This window comes from Enterobacter sp. LM3, assembly GCF_046622475.1.
Lineage (GTDB): Bacteria > Pseudomonadota > Gammaproteobacteria > Enterobacterales > Enterobacteriaceae > Enterobacter > Enterobacter cloacae_P.
Genome location: NZ_JBJURN010000001.1, coordinates 196209 through 218439, shown reverse-complemented (window position 1 = coordinate 218439; position 22231 = coordinate 196209). Strand labels below are relative to the sequence as shown.

Annotated in this window: 22 protein-coding genes and 1 pseudogene; 16 read left to right on the top strand and 7 right to left on the bottom strand. The window is 53.5% G+C overall.

Translation table 11 applies throughout. The features are described 5' to 3' along the window. Positions 1-10: 10 nt before the first annotated feature. From artM to ACJ9N4_RS00970, 5 genes are all read right to left on the bottom strand, one after another. Positions 11-679, bottom strand: a complete 669-nt coding sequence (gene artM / locus ACJ9N4_RS00990; RefSeq protein WP_182274322.1) for an arginine ABC transporter permease ArtM — start codon at positions 677-679, stop codon at positions 11-13. Further along, positions 679-1395 (bottom strand): arginine ABC transporter permease ArtQ, encoded by a 717-nt coding sequence (gene artQ, locus ACJ9N4_RS00985; RefSeq protein ID WP_182274323.1) that lies wholly within the window; start codon positions 1393-1395, stop codon positions 679-681. Before artQ ends, artM begins: the two co-directional genes overlap by 1 nt. Positions 1396-1401: 6 nt before the next feature. Then, positions 1402-2133 (bottom strand): arginine ABC transporter substrate-binding protein ArtI, encoded by a 732-nt coding sequence (gene artI, locus ACJ9N4_RS00980; RefSeq protein WP_182274324.1) that lies wholly within the window; start codon positions 2131-2133, stop codon positions 1402-1404. 19 nt (positions 2134-2152) lie between these two features. After that, positions 2153-2881, bottom strand: coding sequence for an arginine ABC transporter ATP-binding protein ArtP (gene artP, locus ACJ9N4_RS00975; RefSeq protein ID WP_182274325.1), 729 nt, complete (start codon positions 2879-2881; stop codon positions 2153-2155). A 226-nt stretch (positions 2882-3107) separates the two neighbouring features. Next, complete coding sequence (locus ACJ9N4_RS00970) at positions 3108-3626, bottom strand: lipoprotein (RefSeq protein ID WP_182919685.1); 519 nt, start codon at positions 3624-3626, stop codon at positions 3108-3110. A gap of 107 nt (positions 3627-3733) precedes the next feature. On the opposite strand from ACJ9N4_RS00970, the gene ACJ9N4_RS00965 reads away from it, so the two are divergent. The 3 genes and pseudogenes from ACJ9N4_RS00965 to ACJ9N4_RS00955 all read left to right on the top strand — a co-directional run bounded on the left by ACJ9N4_RS00965 (position 3734) and on the right by ACJ9N4_RS00955 (position 5773). Then, positions 3734-4057, top strand: coding sequence for a heavy metal-binding domain-containing protein (locus tag ACJ9N4_RS00965; RefSeq protein ID WP_182274327.1), 324 nt, complete (start codon positions 3734-3736; stop codon positions 4055-4057). Then, positions 4054-4884 carry an N-acetylmuramoyl-L-alanine amidase gene (locus ACJ9N4_RS00960; protein WP_182919686.1) on the top strand — a complete coding sequence of 277 codons (831 nt, stop codon included), beginning with the start codon at positions 4054-4056 and terminating at the stop codon, positions 4882-4884. The genes ACJ9N4_RS00965 and ACJ9N4_RS00960 overlap by 4 nt, the downstream gene beginning before the upstream one ends. A 266-nt stretch (positions 4885-5150) precedes the next feature. Beyond that, positions 5151-5773 (top strand): annotated as a pseudogene (locus tag ACJ9N4_RS00955) (helix-turn-helix domain-containing protein). On the opposite strand, the gene ACJ9N4_RS00950 reads toward ACJ9N4_RS00955, so the two are convergent. Both ACJ9N4_RS00950 and ACJ9N4_RS00945 read right to left on the bottom strand, forming a co-directional pair. Further along, positions 5774-6400 carry a hypothetical protein gene (locus tag ACJ9N4_RS00950; RefSeq protein WP_395122820.1) on the bottom strand — a complete coding sequence of 209 codons (627 nt, stop codon included), beginning with the start codon at positions 6398-6400 and terminating at the stop codon, positions 5774-5776. It abuts the pseudogene before it with no gap. After that, entirely contained in the window at positions 6400-7977 is a 1578-nt protein-coding gene (locus ACJ9N4_RS00945; RefSeq protein WP_182274331.1) for an ExeA family protein, read from the bottom strand. Before ACJ9N4_RS00945 ends, ACJ9N4_RS00950 begins: the two co-directional genes overlap by 1 nt. 425 nt (positions 7978-8402) lie before the next feature. On the opposite strand from ACJ9N4_RS00945, the gene gspC reads away from it, so the two are divergent. The 13 genes from gspC to ACJ9N4_RS00880 all read left to right on the top strand — a co-directional run bounded on the left by gspC (position 8403) and on the right by ACJ9N4_RS00880 (position 22102). After that, positions 8403-9134, top strand: coding sequence for a type II secretion system protein GspC (gene gspC, locus ACJ9N4_RS00940; protein WP_411500194.1), 732 nt, complete (start codon positions 8403-8405; stop codon positions 9132-9134). A gap of 13 nt (positions 9135-9147) precedes the next feature. Next, positions 9148-11073, top strand: a complete 1926-nt coding sequence (gspD, locus tag ACJ9N4_RS00935) for a type II secretion system secretin GspD (protein ID WP_182274333.1) — start codon at positions 9148-9150, stop codon at positions 11071-11073. Positions 11074-11086: 13 nt separating this feature from the next. Beyond that, positions 11087-12565, top strand: a complete 1479-nt coding sequence (gspE, locus tag ACJ9N4_RS00930; protein WP_182274334.1) for a type II secretion system ATPase GspE — start codon at positions 11087-11089, stop codon at positions 12563-12565. Next, complete coding sequence (gene gspF / locus ACJ9N4_RS00925) at positions 12565-13773, top strand: type II secretion system inner membrane protein GspF (RefSeq protein WP_182919690.1); 1209 nt, start codon at positions 12565-12567, stop codon at positions 13771-13773. Before gspE ends, gspF begins: the two co-directional genes overlap by 1 nt. Before the next feature lie 3 nt (positions 13774-13776). Continuing rightward, positions 13777-14226 (top strand): type II secretion system major pseudopilin GspG, encoded by a 450-nt coding sequence (gene gspG, locus ACJ9N4_RS00920; RefSeq protein ID WP_182274336.1) that lies wholly within the window; start codon positions 13777-13779, stop codon positions 14224-14226. Next, entirely contained in the window at positions 14226-14711 is a 486-nt protein-coding gene (gspH, locus tag ACJ9N4_RS00915) for a type II secretion system minor pseudopilin GspH (protein ID WP_182274337.1), read from the top strand. Before gspG ends, gspH begins: the two co-directional genes overlap by 1 nt. Continuing rightward, positions 14704-15084 carry a type II secretion system minor pseudopilin GspI gene (gspI, locus tag ACJ9N4_RS00910; protein ID WP_182274338.1) on the top strand — a complete coding sequence of 127 codons (381 nt, stop codon included), beginning with the start codon at positions 14704-14706 and terminating at the stop codon, positions 15082-15084. The genes gspH and gspI overlap by 8 nt, the downstream gene beginning before the upstream one ends. Continuing rightward, positions 15081-15707: a type II secretion system minor pseudopilin GspJ gene (gene gspJ / locus ACJ9N4_RS00905; protein WP_182919691.1), complete on the top strand. Its 627-nt coding sequence runs from the start codon at positions 15081-15083 to the stop codon at positions 15705-15707. Before gspI ends, gspJ begins: the two co-directional genes overlap by 4 nt. Continuing rightward, positions 15704-16714 carry a type II secretion system minor pseudopilin GspK gene (gene gspK, locus ACJ9N4_RS00900; RefSeq protein ID WP_182919692.1) on the top strand — a complete coding sequence of 337 codons (1011 nt, stop codon included), beginning with the start codon at positions 15704-15706 and terminating at the stop codon, positions 16712-16714. Before gspJ ends, gspK begins: the two co-directional genes overlap by 4 nt. Before the next feature lie 15 nt (positions 16715-16729). Continuing rightward, a complete protein-coding gene (gene gspL / locus ACJ9N4_RS00895) occupies positions 16730-17872 on the top strand; it encodes a type II secretion system protein GspL (RefSeq protein ID WP_182919693.1) in 1143 nt (380 codons plus the stop codon). Further along, a complete protein-coding gene (gene gspM, locus ACJ9N4_RS00890) occupies positions 17869-18354 on the top strand; it encodes a type II secretion system protein GspM (protein ID WP_182274342.1) in 486 nt (161 codons plus the stop codon). Before gspL ends, gspM begins: the two co-directional genes overlap by 4 nt. Continuing rightward, on the top strand, positions 18351-19148 hold the full coding sequence (locus tag ACJ9N4_RS00885; RefSeq protein ID WP_182919695.1) for a prepilin peptidase: 798 nt from the start codon (positions 18351-18353) through the stop codon (positions 19146-19148). The genes gspM and ACJ9N4_RS00885 overlap by 4 nt, the downstream gene beginning before the upstream one ends. Positions 19149-19387: 239 nt before the next feature. Continuing rightward, a complete protein-coding gene (locus tag ACJ9N4_RS00880; protein WP_182919696.1) occupies positions 19388-22102 on the top strand; it encodes a glycosyl hydrolase family 18 protein in 2715 nt (904 codons plus the stop codon). The last annotated feature ends 129 nt before the right edge of the window (positions 22103-22231 follow it).

Genomic DNA, 22231 nt, shown 5'->3' with positions numbered 1-22231 from the left:
ACCTGAGTGATTAATTTCTGCGCTCGAACGCCAGCGCTTTACGTTCAATCAGACGCATCATCAACGTCAGCAGACCGTTCACCACCAGATACACCAGACCCGCTGCACCGAACACCATCACGTCGTAGGTGCGTCCATACAGCAGCTGTCCGTGGCCCATCACTTCCATCAGCGTAATGGTGTAGGCCAGAGAAGTACTTTTGAATACCAGCACCACTTCGTTGGAATACGAGGACAGCGCACGCTTAAAGGCGTACGGCAGCAGTATAGCCAGCGTGTCTTTTTTGCTCATGCCCAGCGCACCGCAGGACTGCCATTGCCCTTCCGGGATCGCCCGGATAGCACCGTAGAACAGCTGGGTGGTATAGGCCGCACTGTTCAGGGAGAGAGCAATCAGGGCACACAGCCACGGTTCAGAGAGCAGATGCCAGATAACCGGATACTCCTGCAGCGACGGGAACTGGCCCGGGCCGTAGTAAATCAGGAAGATCTGCACCAGCAGCGGTGTACCGGTAAACAGGGTGATGTAGCCGCGCACAATCCACACCAGCACTGGCGTTTTCAGCGTCAGGATGATGGTGAAGATGAGTGCCAGGATCAGCGCCACGATGATGGACGCCACGGTCAGCGTCAGGCTGGTGTGCAGCCCTTTCATCAGCTCGGGTAAGTAGTCAAGCATCAGCCTGGTCTCCGTTCAAAACGTGTTGCACGCAGGTCAATCCGCTTCAGGATGTACTGACTCAGCAACGTGATCACCAGGTAGATAGCGGCCGCCACAATGTACCAGGTAAACGGTTCCTGGGTACGGGTGGCGATACTTTTGGTTTGCAGCATCAAATCATTCACGCTTATCAGGCTCACCAGCGCGGTGTCTTTCAACAGTACCAGCCACTGGTTACCCAGACCCGGCAGAGCATGACGCCACATCTGCGGCATCACCAGACGGAAGAAAATAGCCGCTTTCGATAAACCTAACGCCTGGCCAGATTCCCACTGCCCCTGCGGTACCGCTTTCAGCGCGCCGCGCAGGGTCTGCGAGGCATAGGCGGAGTAGAGCAGGGAGAGGGCGATCACGCCACACAGGAACGGGCTGACGTCAAAGTTTTCAATCTGCATCTGCACCGGGATCTGCGCAAACCCAAGATTGATGGTAAAGCCGTCTGACAGCGTTAACAGCAGCTGTGAGGAACCGAAATAGATAAACAGGACGACCAGAATCTCGGGTAATCCACGCAGCACGGTCACCAGCGCGGAACCCGTCCAGGCGACAGGGAACCATTTCGCTGATTCCCATACCGCAAAGAACATCGCCAGCACGAGGCCGATAATCAGTGCACAAACGGCAAGGCCGACGGTCATCCCGGCGGCGCTTGCTAAAGGAAAAATTTCATTCATCAGGAATTACTTCTGGAACCATTTTTTGTAGATGGTTTCGTAGGTGCCGTCTTTCTTCACTTTTTCCAGCGCAGCGTTGAATTTCTGCTGCAGGTCAGTGTTGCCCTGACGCACGGCGATGCCGAGACCGGTACCGAAGTACGCTTTATCTGTCACTTTGTCACCAACAGCCGCCAGTTTGTCGTTCGCTTTCAGCCATTCAGTCACCACGGCGGTATCACCAAACACACCGTCAATACGGCCATTCTGCAGATCCAGCTTCGCATTCTGGTAGCTGTCATACGGAACGGTGGTGATTTCCGGGTGCTTATCGGTAATGAATTTCTGGTGGGTGGTACCGTTCTGCACGCCAACTTTCTTGCCTTTCAGCTGATCAATAGAGGTGAATTTCCCTTTCTGACCAATGAACAGGGCGGAGTTGTCATAGTACGGCGTGGAGAACAGCACCTGCTTTTCACGTTCAGGGGTGATGTCCATACCCGCCATCACGGCGTCGATACGGCGGAACTTCAGGCTTGGGATCAGGCTGTCAAACGCCTGGTTGCTGAAGGTACAGGTGGCGTCGATCTCTTTACACAGGGCGTTAGCCAGATCCACGTCGAAGCCAACAATTTTGTTGTTGGCGTCGATGGATTCAAACGGAGGATAAGACGCTTCGGTAGCGAAACGAATGGTCTGGGCTGCGGTAGCGGAAAGGCTGACGCTAGCAAGCAGCGCGGCAATCAATACTTTTTTCATTATCATTTTCCCTAACACATCAGTGAGATAAGTAATTTTTGAAGGCATCGGTTTGCGGGTTCGTGAAGCAGCTCGCATCACCTTGCTCAACGATATACCCGTTTTCCATGTAAACCACGCGGCTGGCGGTTTTGCGCGCCACTTCCACTTCATGGGTAACGATGACTTGTGTAATGTTGGTTTCCGCCAGCTCACGAATGATGCTCACGATCTGGGCGGTAATTTCCGGGTCCAGCGCTGCGGTCGGCTCATCAAACAGCAGAACCGCAGGCTCCATCATCAGAGCACGGGCAATGGCCACGCGCTGTTGCTGACCACCTGAAAGGTGCAGAGGATAACGGTCGCTGTACGGTTTAAGACGCAGACGTTCCAGCAACTTCTCGGCACGTGCCATCGCCTGATCTTTGCTTAAACCGAGCACGCGACAAGGCGCTTCAATCAGGTTTTGCAGGACGGTCAGGTGAGGCCAGAGGTTGTATTGCTGGAAGACCATGCCGACGTTTTGACGCAATTCGCGAATCGCTTTTTCTGACGGGGTTTTCGCGAAGTCAAAATGGTTGCCGGCAATCGCCAGCGTACCGGAACGGGGCATTTCAAGCAGATTAAGGACACGCAAAAGAGAACTTTTACCTGCGCCGCTTGGGCCAAGCAAAACCAACGTTTCGCCTTCCGGGCAGTTCAGCGTGATGTCAAACAGCGCCTGGTGTGCGCCGTAAAAGCAGTTAATGCCGTTTAGTTTAATACTCATCGGGGCAGTCTTTACTCATCCAGGCAATCTATAGCCATTGAAGCCGCAGATAGTACCGTTGACAGAATAGTTATGCAATATTTCTGCGTTAAAAGTTAAATATAACCCGCAAACCTCTCTAAACATAGCACAAAATAGTGAACCGCAAGGGCGACAAGTATAAATGTCGGCATTCCGTATGAAATGCCGCACATTTTACGGGGGTTACAATTTTATAACGGTTGGTTTAGCGGTTTTCAATCGACTGGCGAAGCGTACCTGCCGGGGCATGAACGCTACCGCCAACGTAGCGTACGTCGTCCACCGCCCAGCACTGACCTTCACGGATCATCAGCACTTCATCCTGCCAGGTCTGGGTGCCCTGGGTCAGTTTTACGCGCAGGGGAATGTTTCGTGCATCGGTGTTCGGGATTGTCGAGGCGCTGGCAACCTCGGCGCTGTCTGGCAGCGTAGCCCGGCTGGAGAACGGATCGGATTTCAGCAACGCGTTATGCTGCGGAACGCGCGACGCATCGGTGAGCCGCTTTGCCAGACCATCGCTCAGGTACGGACGCAGGGCCGTGATGTCGTTACTGCGGTGCTGAATGCGATAATCATAAAACTGCTGCGCCACGGTATCCGGGCCGCCATCAATACATGGGCCGCTGCGGGTACCGATATCCTTAAAGGCTGGCGTAACCGTGGTGGTACAGGCGCTGAGCACCAGCGCACAGGGCACTAAAAGCGTTAAAGCAGAGTAGCGCATGTTGATTTCCTTATTTATTAACTATCCTTTCAATCATAGCGTAACGAACCGATAATGCTGCCTGAGCAACACGCTAACGCATTGAACGCTAAAGAAGGAGATAAAGTATGCAATTTTCAACGACGCCAACCCTGGAAGGACAACCGATTATTGAATATTGCGGTGTGGTAACGGGCGAGGCCATTCTCGGGGCGAACATCTTCCGGGACTTCTTTGCCGGGATCCGCGACATCGTCGGTGGGCGTTCTGGCGCTTACGAAAAAGAGCTGCGTAAAGCGCGTGAAATTGCGTTCAAAGAGCTGGGCGAGCAGGCGCAGGCACTGGGCGCAGATGCGGTTGTAGGGATTGATATTGACTACGAAACGGTCGGTAAAGATGCCAGCATGCTGATGGTGAGCGTAAGCGGTACGGCGGTGAAAACCCGTCGATGAAGCGTACGCTCTCAACCTTCCTGCTGGCGCTGTTGCTGGCAGGCTGTGCCACGGAAAAAGGCATTGTTGATAAAGGTACCTATGAGCTGGATACCCGTCATCAGGCGCAGGCAGCCTACCCACGCATAAAGGTGCTGGTGCTCCACTACACCGCCGATGATTTTGACAGCTCGCTGGCAACGCTGACGGATAAAAACGTCAGCTCCCACTATTTGATCCCCGCGAACCCGCCTGTTCCTGATGGTAAACCGCGCATCTGGCAGCTGGTGCCAGAGAGCGAACTGGCCTGGCATGCGGGTATCAGCTTCTGGCGCGGCACTAACCGCATTAATGATACGTCTGTCGGTATTGAGCTGGAAAACCGTGGCTGGCAAAAGACCGGGGGGACGAAATCCTTCACACCGTTCGAGCCCGCGCAAATTGCGGCACTGATCCCTCTCGCCAAAGATATTATTGCCCGCTACGACATCAAACCGCAGAACGTGGTGGCGCATTCTGATATTGCACCGCAGCGCAAGGACGATCCTGGCCCGCTGTTTCCGTGGCAGGCGTTGGCAAAGCAGGGGATAGGTGCCTGGCCAGATCCCGCTCGCGTCGCGTTTTACATCAATGGCCGCCCACGTAATCAGGACGTGGATCGTGCGGCATTGCTCGATCTGCTGGCGCGTTATGGTTATGAAGTCCCTGACAACGCGACAGAGCAGCAGCAGAAAAGAGTGATTACAGCGTTTCAGATGCATTACCGCCCCTCGCTGTGGAACGGTGTCGCGGATGTCGAAACGATGGCCATCGCCGAAGCGCTTTTAGAGAAATACGGGCAGGAGTAATTCCCCCGTCTTTCAGGGTTTGAGTGGGGATCCTGTCCAGAATAAGCCTAAGATTAATCTTAGGTTCAATGATGTTTAAATTATAGTTAATTGACTTAATATTACCCGAATCTATGATAGACACATAGCTCGCTAAGCAATCACACAATAAATCTTATAATCAGAGATTATTTCTCGGCCTGGTTTTTTATTTCAAATGGAATGCTCGCAGTATTGTTACTGCGGGTTCTCACATCTTAAATAAACATCTTAAAACGGGTATAACAATGTTAAGCATTTACGGTAAAAATTACGCCCTCATAGTGAACTGGACGCCATTATTTCTGCAACTGAGGGTTATGAAGAAAAAACCTTAAAGAAATGGCAGAAAATAACAACCAGCGATAATGACTATATTCATATCATTGTCAGCGGTGAAGTTGAGTTCCGCCGCGAATCAGACGAACTGTGTATGTTCATGCTACAAGGTCAGTGTATCTTTGGCCTGTCATCAATTTATTACCAGTCGTCCCACATGTATGGCATGGTACGGACGAATGCGGTGGTTCGCTCTATCCCGAAAGTGGTTTTTGCTCAGTTGATGACGGAGAAAAACCTGTGGCCACAGCTCACTAAGGTGCTCTCCTGGTATATCTGCATGCTGAGCAAACGTGATGACGTTTTGGTTGCCCGCAGTGCTTACTCTGTTGTGCGCGAGTTTTTGTTAGAGATAAATGAACTGATTATTTATCATCAACGTGATATCAACGTTTATGACTATATTCAGGAATACACTAACCTGGCGCGCAGTACCATCATCAAAATACTTTCCGATCTGAAGAAAGGGCAATATATTGTGGTGGAAAAGGGTCGACTCCTTAACATCACCACCCTGCCGGAAAAATATTAATTATCCCAGTTGGTCTCCTTTTTTACCTGAGGGAGACCGGGTGTTCTCTTGATGTCCCACATTTGCCCGTGAATTATCCTGCGTTTCATCAACCGGTGGCGCGGGAATTTTGCCTTGTGAATAATCCTGCTCCTGTTCTTTTAATGCCTGCTTTAATAATTCGGCCACTGACGCATCTTCCTGGCCCGTGTTTGCGGGGGCATCCTCGTGTGCCTCGGTTCCCGGTAGGGTATCGTGCGACGTGTCGCGCGGAATATCCCCGTCAGGTGCCTGCTGCCAGTCTGCTGCATCACTATTGATCGGCATATCCTGCATGGCAGGGATCGCTTTTGCTGGCGGCTCCGGTTTGGGTTGCGGATGCGGGAACGGCTTACTCACGTACACATAATGCATATCCGAAAGCTGTGTTTCCGGTTTGGCGACGCTCGCCTTAACCGGCTCGGCTGCCGGGTGGCGCAGGTTCCAGTAAACATGCGTGTAAAGTCCGGCCACCAGCATGGTGCATAGTCCCAGCATCCACAATAACGTGTTACCGGCAATTTTCTTCAGGCTGGGGAAGCGGTACGAAAACCAGACGGCCTCCCCGGTTGCGTAGCTGCGCTGGGCCGCAAGACAGATTGTAGACATCAGGAATTCTTCTCCTGCGGTTTCACCGCCGTCGTGGTCTGAGGGACCTGGATCAGCACGCTCGGCGTCGTATGGGTTTCACGCATAAGCTGCATCAACGTATCTTCACCAGGAATGCCGTCCACATGCAGGTTCATTTTTTGCTGGAACTCGCGAGTGCGTTTCATCATCTCCGCCGTCCAGCTCCGGGAATGTGTTTCGGGCTGGGCGAGCACCTGGCTTAATTGCTGATCGAGCCAGGTCATATCTTTGCTGTCACTGGCGGTACTGATGGCGTTTTTACCCTCCGGCGTCAGGCGATGCAGTTGCGTATAATTGCCGGTCGCATGCTGACTGAACCAGTTACGGCTCACCTGCCAGGTGCGGTTGTTCATCAGCAGGTCGATTGAATTGTCCCCGACGCGGGCGACGACGGCATAGTTAAGATGACCGCCCGTTTTCAGTTCACTGATCCACGGATAACCTTCATGCGCCAGTGCGTCCGGTGAGGCATTCCCCTGTTTACACATCAGGTTTACCTTCGCGGCGTTCTGACACAATGCTTCTTCTGCCGAGGTGTCATACCCCCAAATTAAGTAAAGCTGGTGCATCGCATCCGCCTGATTGACCATTTCGTTGTCGATAACCGGTACCACGGGGCGGACTGCGCCCGGCGTCTGGTGTTTCCAGCTGGCCGGAACGGGTAGCCGGATGGGAAGTCTTGCATTCACAGAAGCGGTCAAATACCAGCCGCAGGCCGCGAACAGCACAGAGGCCAATAATCCAGTGGTTGCCAGGCGCTTACCGTGGTTTTTTGCCGGCAGGATCTCACCGGCTGCCAGGCGCAAATGGCGCGCGCCGACACTCTCCGCGCGTTCCGTCCACGCCGCCAGCATCGACAGATGTGCCAGCTCATTCAACTGGATGATGTTTCCCTTTGTCAGCGCATGCATTTTGCGTACGCGTGCCGCGGGTAACGGGGCGTGTTCGCACCCGTGTTCTTCACACTGCGCCTGCACATAGCTGAGATATTCGCGGCAGGTCAGGGGGCGTAAAGTATGACGGGTATGGATGTATTCCCGCAGTTCAGGTTGTTGCATCAGCGCGGTGTCCTGATCGGCAGAACCCATCAGCACGACGGACAACCGGAAATCCAGCTCCCGGGCGCGCGTGAGCAGCATCCCCAGTACTTCCCGGCAGTTATCTTTCATGGCTTCGCTGTGGGCGATCGTCAGGATTTTGGCTTTCGCTTTGCGTGAGGACGGCTCTTCCTGCCACTGGCGCAACACGGCATCCACCGCCTGAATACGGTTCTTGCTCTCTTTTGTTCCCGGGCTGAGTTTGTACAGCAGGCTACTGGCACTCAGTTTAGGAAAGGCATTAATGGAAAGTACGGCACTGTTGCTGGTTTTCAGCACGTCGCTGAACGAGTCCAACAGATGACTGTCATGATAAAAAAGCCCGGTGATCCCCGCCTGTTGGGTTTTCTCTTTCAGCAGGTTAAACACGTCCTGATGATAAGGCACCAGAAAATCCCCGGATAATCGGGTGATCTTCCTGAAAGGCGGATGTTTAAAACAAAAGTGGCTCTGATACATAACGATTTACCGTCTCTGATTAGGAATATACCCGTCACACTCCAGGTCGCAGGTGCGTTGGCTGCGTTCGCTCACCCGGGTCACATAGTTTTCTATGCGTCCGGGGATTCGCTCGCTTGCCGTCTGCCTGCAACCCGAATTATTTAGGGCATAGCAACAGGACGTGAAAGTAAGGTAAGCACCGGAAATGGTCAATTTGCACACAGGGTAAAAATATCTTCCTGGTGAGCCCTAACATCTGGTTTTTATACGGTCAATATTTTTCTTTATGAAAGTTGGTGGCAAAGTCAGTGGTCGCATTCGGGGCGGGTAATTACTATTTCCTCACATATTGGCGCAGTACGACGCTGCTTATTTTTGCTTTGCTAAAGGCCAGGTGAAAAATGAGATTCTCATTTCTGTCACAGTGGATCACCCCTTGTATTATGTTTGCGCTGCTGGTTTTCTGCGGTCAGCAAGGGTATATGACGTTTAAAGATTATAAAAAAGTTACGAATAAGTTGGCTAATTCAGATGAACAGCCACTGAGAAAACGTACCGAAGAAAATACGTTTACACTTTTTACAGCGGCAGTGCGTCAGGATAATTTACCGGCTGCGGTAAAAACCCCTCTGGCGGCGGAAATAGAAGGGATTGTCAGCAGTGACGATCCCTGGCTTTCCTTTGCTGTGATTAAAACGTCGGGTGGGCAGAAAAGCTATCGTGAAGGGGAATCGCTGTCTGGTTTTGGCGATGCTTATATTCAGGAGATCAATAAAGATAATGTGGTGGTTAATTATGAAGGTACTCCGCAGGTACTGGCATTAAAGCGTCCTGATTATTTTAAGGGCGGTGTTGAAAGCGGCCCGGTCGCTAAATCAACGAAAGATGCCGGTGCTGATAGCGTACATCTGAATGATTATCTGGTGTTAAAACCCGTAATCAAAAAGGGCCAACTGGAAGGTTACAACATTAACCCAGGAAATGCGTCCGCTTTCTACAAGCATTCAGGGCTGCAAAAAGGGGACGTAGCGATAAAAGTGAATTCTGTCGATATGACCAATGAACGTGATGCAAAAACTATTGTTGCTAACTGGCCGAAAATGAAAGAAGCGGAGGTCGTCGTCAGACGTCACGCTCACCTTGAAAATATTCGGGTTAATGTTCTAAACAATTAACAAGTGTACAGACATGAAGAAATTTCCCTGGGCGTGCGTGGCGCTGACCGCATTGTCGTTATATTCGGGTTCGCTGTTCGCAGCTAACTTTAGCGCGAGTTTTAAAAATACGGATATCCGCGAGTTTATCGATACGGTGAGCCGTAATTTAAATAAAACCATTCTGGTCGATCCCTCTGTTCAGGGAACGGTCTCGGTCAGAACCTACAACGTGCTGACGGAAGATGAGTATTACCAGTTCTTCCTGAGCGTGCTCGATTTGTATGGTTTGTCGGTGATCCCGATGGATAACGGGATGGTGAAAGTCGTGCGTTCAAGCGTGGCGCGTACTGCCGGGGTTCCCGTTGCGGACAGCAAAAATCCGGGCAAGGGCGATGAGATAATCACCCGTGTGGTCAGGATGGAGAACGTCCCGGTACGTGAACTGGCTCCGCTACTGCGGCAGTTAAACGACGCCTCCGGCATCGGTAACGTCGTGCATTTTGAACCGTCAAACGTGCTGTTGCTGACCGGTAAAGCCTCCGTGGTTAACCGCCTGGTCGATCTGGTACAGCGCGTCGACAAAGATGGCGTTCAGCGCCGTGAAATTGTGCCGCTGCACTATGCCTCGGCCAAAGCGCTTTCGGATATGTTGAATAACCTCAACAACGAAGAGCAGAAAGGGCAAAACGCACCGCAGCTGGCGACCAAAGTGGTGGCCGACGACGAAACCAATAGCCTGGTGATCAGCGGCCCGGAAGATGCGCGCGCGCGAACCCGCTCGCTGATTGGCCAGCTCGACCGCGAACAGAGCAATGAGGGCAACACCCGCGTGTTCTACCTCAAATATGCCAATGCCAGCAAAGTGGTTCCGGTGTTAACCGGGATTGGCGAGCAGCTGAAAGATAAACCGGGCACGGCAAAAAGTAAAACCGCGGCGGCGTCGACTGACCTGAATATTACCGCCGATGAATCGACCAACTCGCTGGTGATCACCGCGCAACCTAACGTGATGAATTCGCTGGAGAAGGTGATCGACAAACTCGATATCCGCCGTCCTCAGGTGCTGGTGGAGGCCATCATTGCTGAGGTTCAGGACGGTAATGGTCTGGATCTGGGCGTGCAGTGGACCAGCAAGCACGGCGGCGTACAGTTTGGCTCTACCGGCCTGCCGATTAGCCAGATTAAAAATGGCACGATGAAAGGGGCGAGTTTTACCGGTCTGGCAACGGGCTTCTTTAACGGTGATTTCGGTGCGCTGATGACCGCGCTTTCGACCGATGGCAAAAACGACATTCTCTCCACGCCAAGTGTGGTGACGCTGGATAACAAAGAAGCGTCGTTTAACGTCGGTCAGGATGTGCCGGTACTTTCCGGTTCACAAACCACCAGCGGCGACAACGTCTTTAATTCTGTTGAGCGTAAAACTGTCGGTACTAAGCTCAAAATCGTGCCACAGATCAACGATGGCGACATGATCCATCTGAAGATCGAGCAGGAAGTCTCCAGCGTAGACAACAGTGCAACAGAAGATGCCAGCCTTGGCCCAACCTTCAACACCCGCACCATCAATAACGAAGTGATGGTACACAGCGGGCAGACGGTGGTGCTCGGCGGCCTGATGGAAAACGTCACCAAACAGTCGGTCTCCAAAGTGCCTCTGTTGGGGGATATTCCACTTGTCGGGCAGCTGTTCCGCTACACCTCGCAGGACACGGCGAAGCGTAACCTGATGGTCTTTATCCATACCACCGTACTGCGCGACGACGACAACTACAGCGCGGCCTCGAAAGAGAAATACGACCAGATCCGTGCTCGTCAACAGCAGCGCGTGGAAGAGAAAAAGCTGGGGATTATCGAGCCGTCAGATAACGCCGTTTTACCGGCATTCCCGGGCCAGGGTAGCACCACGGCGGTAAAAGCCAGCGCCTCCACGCCGCGTAACCCGTTCAAAGAGTAGCAGGAGGTGCAACGTGGACGAGCTGAGTAACGCGCTCTGTAGCAGTAGCTACGCAAAGGATAACGGCATCCTGTTTTACCAAAACGATGTCTATATTCGTGACGATGCGCCAGCGTTTGCCCTGCTGGAAATGCGCCGGGTGCTGGGGCGCGCCTTTATCCCGGTGATCCTGACGCCTGAGGCGTTCGAGGAGATGCTGGCAAAAATCTGGCAGCAAAGCAGCGGTGTGTCCCAACAGCTGGTGGATGACATGGATGCGGATATTGATCTCATGGCGCTCACCGAGGAGATCCCCGATAACGAGGATCTGCTGGATAACGACGAAAACTCACCGGTGATCCGCCTGATTAACGCCATTCTCGGCGAGGCGGTGAAAGAGGGGGCATCGGATATTCATATCGAAACCTTCGAGCGCACGCTGAGCATCCGTTTTCGCGTCGACGGCGTGCTGCGCCCGGTGCTACAGCCTGCGCGCAAACTCGCGCCGCTGCTGGTGTCGCGTATTAAGGTGATGTCAAAACTGGACATCGCCGAAAAGCGTCTGCCGCAGGATGGTCGTATTTCACTGCGCATTGGCCGCAAGGCGATCGATGTGCGTGTGTCGACCATTCCGTCACAGTATGGCGAGCGGGTGGTTATGCGCTTGCTCGATAAAAGTAACCTGAAGCCGGATATTAATAAGCTCGGCCTGATTGACGAAGAGCTGGAGAGGTTAAAAGGACTGATTGACCGTCCGCACGGCATTATCCTGGTCACCGGGCCGACTGGCTCCGGGAAAAGTACCACCCTGTACGCCATTCTGTCGGCGCTTAACGGACACGAACGTAACATTCTGACCGTGGAAGACCCGATCGAGTATGAGCTGGAAGGGGTGGGGCAGACGCAGGTTAACCCGCGCGTGGACATGACCTTTGCCCGCGGGCTGCGCGCCATTTTGCGTCAGGACCCGGACGTGGTGATGATCGGCGAAATTCGTGACGGGGAAACCGCGCAAATTGCGGTGCAGGCGTCGCTCACCGGTCACCTGGTCATGTCTACGCTGCACACCAACAGCGCCGCAGGGGCGATTACCCGTTTGCGTGATATGGGTCTGGAGTCGTTTTTAATTGGATCATCGTTGCTCGGTGTCATTGCCCAGCGTCTGGTGCGTCGGTTGTGTATCCATTGCCGAACCACCAGTCCGCTGGATGACAATGAAAAGGCACTGTTCAGCTTCATGGACACACCACCACACGCGATTTATCGCGCCGTGGGCTGCGAACATTGCCGTCAGAGTGGGTATCAGGGGCGTGCGGGGATCCACGAGTTTTTGGTTGTCGATACCGCCATGCGCCGGGCCATTCATGAAGATAAAGATGAAATGTCCATCGAGACACAGCTCTTTAAGCAGGCCTACAGCCTGCGTGAAAACGGGCTGATGAAAGTCATCAGCGGCGTGACCTCTCTGGAAGAGGTGATGCGCGTCACCGCCGAACGCGGAGGGGATGAGTAATGGCCCTCTACGCGTGGACGGCGACGGATGCGGCAGGTAAAACACGGCGCGGTACCCAGCAGGCCGAAGGGCAAAAGCAGGTTCGCCAGTGGCTGCGTGAGCAGAAGCTTATGCCCGTCAGCATCACCGAAACCCGTGAGAAAGCGGAGTCTGGCAAGGCGAAAACGGGCGCAAAGCTCTCCACGCCGGTGTTGTCGATGTTTACCCGTCAGCTGTCGACGCTGGTCAATGCCGCGCTGCCGCTGGAGAGCGCGCTGAAGGCCATTTCTAAGCAGACGGAAGATAAAAAGCTGGCGGCGATGGTGGTGGAGATCCGCGAGAAAGTCGTGGAAGGACACACCCTGTTCGACGCATTCAGCCAGTTTCCCCGCACCTTCGACAAACTCTACTGTACGCTGGTGATGGCCGGTGAAAAAACCGGTCATCTGGGCGATGTGCTGGAAAAACTGGCGGAGTACAACGAGCAGCGCCAGAAGATGAAAAGCAAGCTGACGCAGGCAATGGTCTATCCGATTACGTTGACCGTTGTGGCCATCGCGGTGATCAGCATTTTGCTGGTGGCGGTGGTGCCGCAGGTGATTGAACAGTTCACCCACATGAAACAGCAACTGCCCATTACCACCCGCACGCTGATTGCGGTGAGCGACTTCCTGCAGGCGTATGGCATTTACATTGTCGGCGTGTTGGGTGGTGGTTTCGTCGGCTTCAGGGCCTGGCTCAGAAATGCCAAAAACCGCTTCAAATGGAACAGCTGGCTGGTGAATGGTTCGCCGATCAAAAAGCTGGTGTGCGCCATCAACAGCGCCCGCTATATCCGCACGCTGAGTATTCTGCAGGCAAGCAGCGTGCCGCTGCTGGAAGGGATGTATATCGCGATGGACGGTATCGAAAACCTTTATGCCCGGCAGGTGCTGGAGCAGGCGGCGGATACTGTGCGCCAGGGGGCATCATTATATGCGGCGCTGGAACAGGCGAGACTCTTTCCACCCACCATGTTGTATATGATTGCCTCCGGTGAAGAGAGCGGTGAATTAGGCAATTTAATGGATCGCGCGGCGGAAAACCAGGAATCGGCCTTACAGCATCGCATTACATTAACACTGTCGGTATTTGAACCGGCGCTGGTGGTATCAATGGCGACGATTGTTTTATTCATCGTCCTGTCAATATTACAACCGCTTCTGCAACTTAATAATATGGTAGGTTAAATCATGGCTATAAAAAGAAAACACCTGGCTCACCAGGCGGGCTTCACATTGCTCGAATTAATGGTGGTCATTGTTATTCTCGGTGTACTGGCGAGTATGGTGGTGCCTAATTTAATGGGTAACAAAGAAAAAGCGGATGCACAAAAAGCAACCAGCGATATTGTCGCCCTCGAAGGTTCTCTGGATATGTATAAGCTGGATAACCACCGCTATCCGACCACGGAGCAGGGGCTTCAGGCGCTGGTGACCAAACCTGAAATCGCGCCAGTTCCGAACGGTTACCGCGCAGATGGCTATATTCGCCGCCTGCCGCAGGACCCGTGGGGTAATGATTATCTGATGGTGAGCCCGGGTGAACATGGTGCGGTAGATGTATTTTCCGCTGGTCCGGATGGTGAAGCAAATACTGCAGATGACATCACCAACTGGTCACTGGATAAAAAAGATAAATAATGAAAAAACAACGTGGCTTTACGTTGCTGGAAATTATTCTGGCGCTGGTGATATTTGCCAGTTGCGCCATGATGGTGGTGTCAACAATACCGTCACGCAGCGGTGCGGATATATTTGGCCAGCAATTAAAAGCCCTTGTTGATTATGGTTCAGACCGCGCCGTGATGGACGGAAATATCGTGGGTCTGGTACTGACGGCGGATAAGTATCAGCTGGTCACGCCTGAAGATAAAAACGGCGAACGCCACTGGGTACCGTTATCCGCCGGACGGATTACCACCAACGGCGATTTTCCGGAAGAGATGCATGTTTCGCTTTCTCCACAGCGTCTGGCGGCGACGCCAGAGGCCGAACCGCAGGTGGTCTTTTTGCCTGATGGTGAGATCAGCCGCTTTACGCTGACGCTGCAAAGCTACGACAAACAGCATCACTTTCGCGTGGTGTCGCAAGGTGCTGCCCCGGTATCGGTAGAGAACGATGACTAAAGGCAAGGTTAAGCAACACGGGATGACGCTGCTGGAAGTGATGGTGGCGCTGGTCATCTTCTCCACCGCCGCGCTGGCGCTGATGAACTCGGTTTCCCTGAACGTACGCTTCACCCACGGTCTGGCCGATACGCTGCAGGCCAGTTGGGTCGCGGAAAACCAGCTCGCGGAAGCCCAACTGACCAAAAGCGATTTCCCTGATGCCGAAGAGCAGGGAACGGAAATCATGGGGGGACGCAGCTGGAACTGGCGCAAACAGCGGGTGAAAACGGCCAACAACGGTTGGGCGAACACGATCCGCGTTTATGCGGAAGGCGATGAAAGCCAGCCAGTTATCGCGCTGCAGATCATCCCGCCGGGAGAGAGCAAGTGAATAAGACCCGACGCCAGCGAGGATTTACCCTGCTGGAGATCATGATTGCGCTGACCATTTTTGCGGTGATCAGCACCCTGGCCTGGCAAATCCTGGACGGGGCGATGCGCACCAGCTCGGCAACCGATGCCAGCGCGGCGAAGCTCAACCAGCTTCAGCGTGCCTGGAGCCTGATGGAGCGCGATTTTTTCCAGCTCCAGGCGCGTGCGCCGCGTAATGAACCGGATCTGTTTCGTCAGGATGGCGATGCCATTGAACTGACGACCCTGAACGGGGTGAGTGGAACTGTTCAGCTGGAGCGCGTGCGCTGGCGGCTGGACGAAGGTCGCTTGTATCGGGATGTCTGGCCAGCCATTGATAGCCCTGCGGACGTCAAACCGGAAGAGGTGCCGATTGTCAGCGAGGTGAAATCACTGCAATGGCGCTTTTATCGCAACGGCTGGCTGAAAAGCTGGACGGACAGTGCCCATCAACCGGATGGCGTGGAGCTGACGCTCACCATGGAAAACGGTGACACCTGGCGATGGGTGTTTACCACTCCCGGAGATAGGCCAGAGGCCTCTGTCAGCGCACCAAAAGAGAGAACAGATGCGCCAGCCCCGGCACCGGAAGTCAAACCATGAGGCGATCGTATAAACAGAAAGGGGTTGCCCTGTTAGTTGTGCTGATCCTGCTGGTCATGATGTCGGCACTGGCGGCCAAAATTAGCCAGCAGTTCTGCCGCAACCTGCAGAAAACCCACTATCAGGTGAGCCAGCAGCAGTTGCGCTGGGCGATGCAGGAGCAGGAAAAGGTGGTGAAAAACCGGCTGCAGACCGATGCCAGCGGTGAAAGCAAAGCGCTCGCGCCTGACGGTGACTGGCATCAGCCGCTGGAAACTCAGGGCGATGATTATACGGTGGTAAGCCAGGTGGAGGATGCGCAGGACTGCTTCAACGTTAATAACCTGCTTGCCGCAGACAAGATTGCTCAGGGGCAAAATGCCCCCGCCGTACCGGAAAAACCGCGCAAGGAACAGATTGTCGAACACGTTTTGACGGACAGCGGTATCAGCCAGACCACGGCCGAAGAGATCTATCTGCAGCTGGTGGATTACCTGGATGGCGATACGACGACGGCTAAAGAGGGAGCAGAGACGGATGCCTGGGCGGCTGTTGTGCCTGCCCGCCTGCCGGCAAACCAGATGATGCGCACCATTGCAGAGATAAAGCTGTTACCTGCGTTTCCCGCCGCAGCGTACCCGAAAGTGAGCAAGCTGTTATGCGCGCTGCCGGACACGGCCAGCAAGGTGGATGTGAATACCCTTAAACCGGAACAGGCCGCCGTACTGGCCGCCATGTTTCCTGGAAAAATAAATGCAGATGATGCCGCTCGCCTGATCGCTTCGCGTCCTGAAACCGGCTGGGAAAGTATGGAAACGTTCAGCAAAGCGCTGGAACAGGCTTTCCCGCAGTTGAAAGATGAGTTACCGCAGGTGGCAGAACAGCTCGCCATCAATAGTCGGTATTTCCGCGTCAACTATACCGGCAATACCGATGAGCTAACGCTTCGCGTGGTGAGCCAGCTTCAGGTGAATAACGAAGCGGGTGAAATTGTGACGTGGCAACGTCGTTACCGAATGATTGAATAAGAAAAGTAGAACGCTATGAAACAGGTACTTTTTATTCGTCCCGACAGCCGTGAGGACGGGAAAATCGGGTGGTGTGAATTCGGCAGCCAGCAGGTGACAACGCTGGACAGCCAGGAGGCACTGACGATCCTTGCTGAACACCCGCTGGCATCCCGCGTCTGTTTGCTGTTGCCTGCCAGCGAGATGATCTTCCGTCACTTTACGCTGCCGAAAAAAGTGGCATCGCAGGCGGCGGCGTTCTCGTGGATGGCGGAGGAGACGCTGATTGGCGAGGTGGATAATCTTCACTGGACGGTACTCCACAAGAAGGGGGGCGAAGTGGATGCGGTGGCCATTGATACCGGGATCTTGCATCAGTGGCTGGCCCGTTTTCATGAGGCGGGCCTGAAGGTCATTCAGGTATTGCCGGATGCCTGGTTGCTGCCTGTGGCCGCAGGTGGAAGTACGCTTATCGCGCTGGAGGAAAACTACTGGCTGCGCTTATCCCCCCATACCGCCTGTAACGTTGAGGCGAGCCTGTTGCCGCTGCTCATGCAAAAAACCGGTGAAGGAGAGGTGTGCTGCTATGGTGACATCCCTGCCGGTGTTGAGGCGGATGAACAGCTGGCGTGGCAGCACCCGTTAGTGTTGATCCAGCCGCAGTGGCAAAACTGCCGAGTCAATCTCCTGCACGGTGCCTTTAGCGCTAAAGCGGCAAACCGCGGGGCGACGAAAGGGCTAAAAGCCGCTGTCGTGGCAATGGGCCTTTTGTCGCTTGGCTTGCTGTCAGGGCCGCGTATTGCAATGGCGTGGACGCTGGTGCAGCAGGAAAACCAGGTTCAGGAGGCGATCGTGCAGCTTTATCAGCACCACTTCCCCAGCATGCGACAGCAGACCAACATCAAATACCACTTTGGTCAGAACATGAAGAAGCAGAGAAAGGGGATTTTCCTTCAACTGGACGCGCTGGAAAAAGCCCGGCAGTCCGTCCCGGCGATGGAAATTAATCTGCTTGAATACGATGACGCGCAAGGTGCATTGACGCTGAGCGTCAGTGCGCAAAACGCTCAGGCATTACAGGATTTTATTCATCAGGCCGGTACGCATTTTGATTTCTCTTTACAGCCAATTTCAAAGGATGCGCCGTATACCGCCATGATCACAGGGAAATATAAATGAAGGCACGAATCACACAGCTCAAATCTCGTTACCAGAATTACAGCGCCAGAGAAAAAGCAATATTAAAAATATGTTTGGCTGCAATATGCAGTGCTGTTGTTTATTACGCCGGGGTGATCCCACTGGATACCATGATTAAAGAGAGTCAGTCGGTACTGGCACGACAAACAGAAACGCTGAACTGGATGAAAGCAGAAATTGACAGGCATCATCTCCCGGTACAAAAAATTAAAACAGATAATCCACGTAGTGTGGTGGAGAACAGTGCGCACGAGATTAACTTAACGCTGACGGATGTCCGCCAGGATGGTCAGACGCTGGCGTTTGCCATTAACCGGGTTAACGTTTATGAATTAAAAAACTGGTTGCGAGAGATCAATCTGACGTCGGGCGTAAGGCTACAGAAAATGAATCTCACACCGGTGGATCATCTCAGCGATGTTAAAGCCGAAATCCAGTTGACCTGGAAAAAGGCAGTATGAATACGCTGATACTCGCGCGGGAGAGCTATCCTGTCGGGTTTGCTGTCATGAGCGGAGGACTCGGCGCGATCCTGGGGAGCTTTCTTGGCGTGGTCGCAGAGCGTGTGCCGGGAATGGTGATGGATGAGGAAAACTGCGGCAATCTCCTTTTTCCCGCGTCGCACTGTCCGGTGTGCCAGCATTCACTTCACGCGTGGGAAAATATACCGCTTATCAGCTGGCTGGTGCTTCGCGGGCGTTGTCGCTGCTGCCAGACGGCAATTCCACTGCGGTTATTTTTAATCGAACTTTTTACTGCACTGTTTTTGGGGTTGACGGCCTGGTGCATACCCGGCGTTCAGGCATTGTTCTCGATCTGGGTGCTGGCGGCCTTTTTACTGCCGCTGGCGATGATTGACTGGCAGCATCAGCTTCTGCCGGATTGCCTGACGCAGCCGCTACTGTGGGCGGGGTTGTTGATACATGCATTTGACCATGCGCTACCGTTACGCGATGCGTTATTGGGGGCTGCGGTGGGTTACCTCTCGCTCTGGCTTCTGTACTGGACGTTTCGTCTGACAACCGGGCAAGAGGGGTTGGGGTATGGTGACTTTAAGCTTCTGGCCGCGTTAGGTGCCTGGTGCGGCTGGCAGGAGATACCCGTCATTGCGTTAGCTGCCGCGTTAAGCGGTATTGTCGGCTATTTTGCATTTAATAATTTAAATAAAAATAACCACGCTATTTCTTTCGGACCTTATCTGGCATTTGCCGGAATAGTGGTATTTATGGGCCAATCGTTCGCTTTCATTATTTGAATATTCAGGTCAAGTTTTTTTAAAAATCTTTTCGACGAGAAAATGAAAAGATGGCTCTTTTCTTTCAGTGTATCGTGACAGATATAAGCCAAACGGAATTCAGGCTTTTATCTTTTGATGGAGAAATATCACGTGTTACAAATCATTTGGTTTAAATGCAAGTTATGCGAAAAGTACCCCATATTTTAAAGGAAGATATGGGCTCGAATCTTTGTGAATAAATTTATCAGGAAATAAAAATGAAATTTATGAAGCCGAAATATCTGGCGCTCTTTATTGCAGCGGCAACCAGCTCTGCATTTGCAGCTGCGCCAGGTACACCGACTATTAGCAGCGGCAATGATAAATTTGCCCTCGTTGAAGTCGATCAGGCCGCGCAGGACTATAACAGCCTCGTCAAAGTACATAACGATGGCGTGGATGTGAAGGTGGAGTGGAACGTCTGGAGCGGTGATGCACCGACGTCAGCGAAAGTGCTGCTGGACGGGCAAACCGTGTGGTCTGGTGCGGGCAGTGCCTCTGGCTCTGCGACCTTTAAGGTGAAAAAAGGTGGTCGTTACCAGGAGCAGGTTGAACTCTGTAACGCCAGCGGTTGCACCAAAAGCGCCAGTAAGCTGATTATTGTCGCGGACACCGACGGTAGCCATTTGCTGCCGTTGAATACACCGCTGCAGGAAAACAACAAAACCTTCGCTCAGCATACGGATAAAGTGGTTGGTGCATACTTCCCTGAATGGGGTGTGTACGGTCGTAACTTCCCGGTGGATAAAATCCCGGCCGCCAACCTGAACCACATTCTGTACGGCTTTATTCCCGTCTGTGGCGGCGACGGCATCAACGATGGCCTGAAAACCGTCGAAAATGGCAATAGCTTTGCGGCGTTGCAGCGTGCCTGTGCAGGCCGTCCGGATTATACCGTGGCGATCCACGATCCGTGGGCTGCCCTGCAGAAACCACAGTCTGGCGTCTCCAACTGGGATGACCCATACAAAGGTAACTTCGGTCAGCTGATGGCGCTGAAAAAAGCGCACCCGGGCCTGAAAGTCCTGCCATCTATCGGGGGCTGGACCATGTCCGATCCGTTCTTCAAAATGAACGATCCTGCTATTCGCGCGCGCTTTGTCTCCTCTGTGAAAGATTTCCTGAAAACCTGGAAATTCTTTGACGGTGTGGATATCGACTGGGAATTCCCTGGCGGCGGTGGCGTGAATGAAACGCTGGGTAACATTCAGCAGGATAAAGCAACCTACACGGCCCTGATGCACGATCTGCGTGCAATGCTGAATGAGCTGTCGACGGAAACAGGCCGTACCTATGAACTGACCACGGCGATTGGTTCCGGCAAAGATAAGATCGACGACGTGGATTACACCACCGCTCAGCAGTACCTCGATCACATCTTCCTGATGAGCTATGACTTCTATGGCGCGTGGAGCAACACTGAACTGGGCCATCAGGCGGCACTGCATGCTCCGGCATGGCGTCCGGATACCAACTACACCACGGCTAATGGTGTGGATGCGCTGCTGCAACAGGGCGTACAGCCAGGTAAGATCGTTGTGGGGACCGGGATGTATGGTCGTGGCTGGACCGGCGTGCATGGCCAGACGGGTAACAATCCGTTCACGGGTACCGCAACAGGTCCTGTGAAGGGGACCTGGGAACCCGGCGTGGTTGACTATCGTCAGATTGTCAACGAATACAAAGGCAAGCCTGGCTGGGAATATGGCTATGACGCTGACGCCGAAGCGCCTTACGTCTTTAACAAATCCACCGGCGATCTGATCTCCTATGAAGATGCCCGCTCGGCGACCGCGAAAGGTAAGTACGTTCTGTCGAAACACCTGGGCGGCCTGTTCTCCTGGTCTATCGACTCGGATAACGGCGATATTCTGAATGCGATGAACGAAAGCCTGATGGGTGGCTCTGCACCGGTTGATCCGGTTGTGACTAACCATGCACCGGTTGCGACGGCGGCTGACCAGACCGTCACTGGCCCGGCCACCGTAACGCTGGACGGTTCCGCTTCTGCCGATCCGGATGGTGATGCGATCACCTACAAATGGACGCAGATCTCTGGTCCATCGGTAACCATCAGCAACAGCACGAAAGCGAAAGCGTCCTTCAACGTGTCGGCTGTCACCAGCAACCAGACGCTGGCTTTCCGCCTGACCGTGACTGACGCGAAAGGGCTGAGCAATGCGGTTGACGTACAGGTCGTGAACAAAGCGCCGAAAGCTAACCAGGCACCGGTTGTGAACCAGATGGAAGCCGTGACCCTGGAAGCAGGCCAGAGCTTTACCCTGAACGCACAGGCTGCGGATCCAGATGGTGATGCGCTGACCTACTCCTGGAGCGTTCCTGCCGATATGCATGCCACCGGTACGGATACCTCCAGCGTCACAATCACGGCACCAGAGGTAAGTTCAGACTCCAGCTACACCCTGAGCGTGATCGTTTCTGACGGTAAGACCAGCGTACAGTCCAACGTACAGGTCACCGTGACTCCGAAAGCCGTAGATAACGTGACCCCACCAGCAGATGACGTTACCCCACCTTCTGACGACGTGACTCCGCCAGCTGATGACGTAACACCGCCAGCTGACGAAGGTTCTGCGACAGGCAGCTGTGACAACCCGGTTGACGCCAATGCCAGCAAATATGCGGCATGGTCCGCCAGCAAGGTTTACAACAGCGGCGATACCGTCAGCAGCGATAATCTGGTGTGGAAAGCGAAGTACTGGACTCAGGGTAACAAACCTGGCTTTGGTGCCGACGCGTGGGAACTGGTCAGCCAGGTGAAAATGAACTGGCGTTCAGACATCGTTTATAACGGCGGTGAAACCACCACGTATCAGGGTTCTGTATACCGTGCGAAATGGTGGACCCGTGGTGATAAGCCAGGCAACAGCGATGTATGGGTGAAAGAAGGCGCGTCTGCGGACTGCAAATAATCTTCTGAACCAAAATTGCGGGCGCGATATTCGCCCGCAATACCCGACCACACCCCGCTTCGGGTGTGGTCAATTCTAAAATAACAGTGACGTGCGCAAGGAGAGGATGGGATATAACGTAAACAGGTG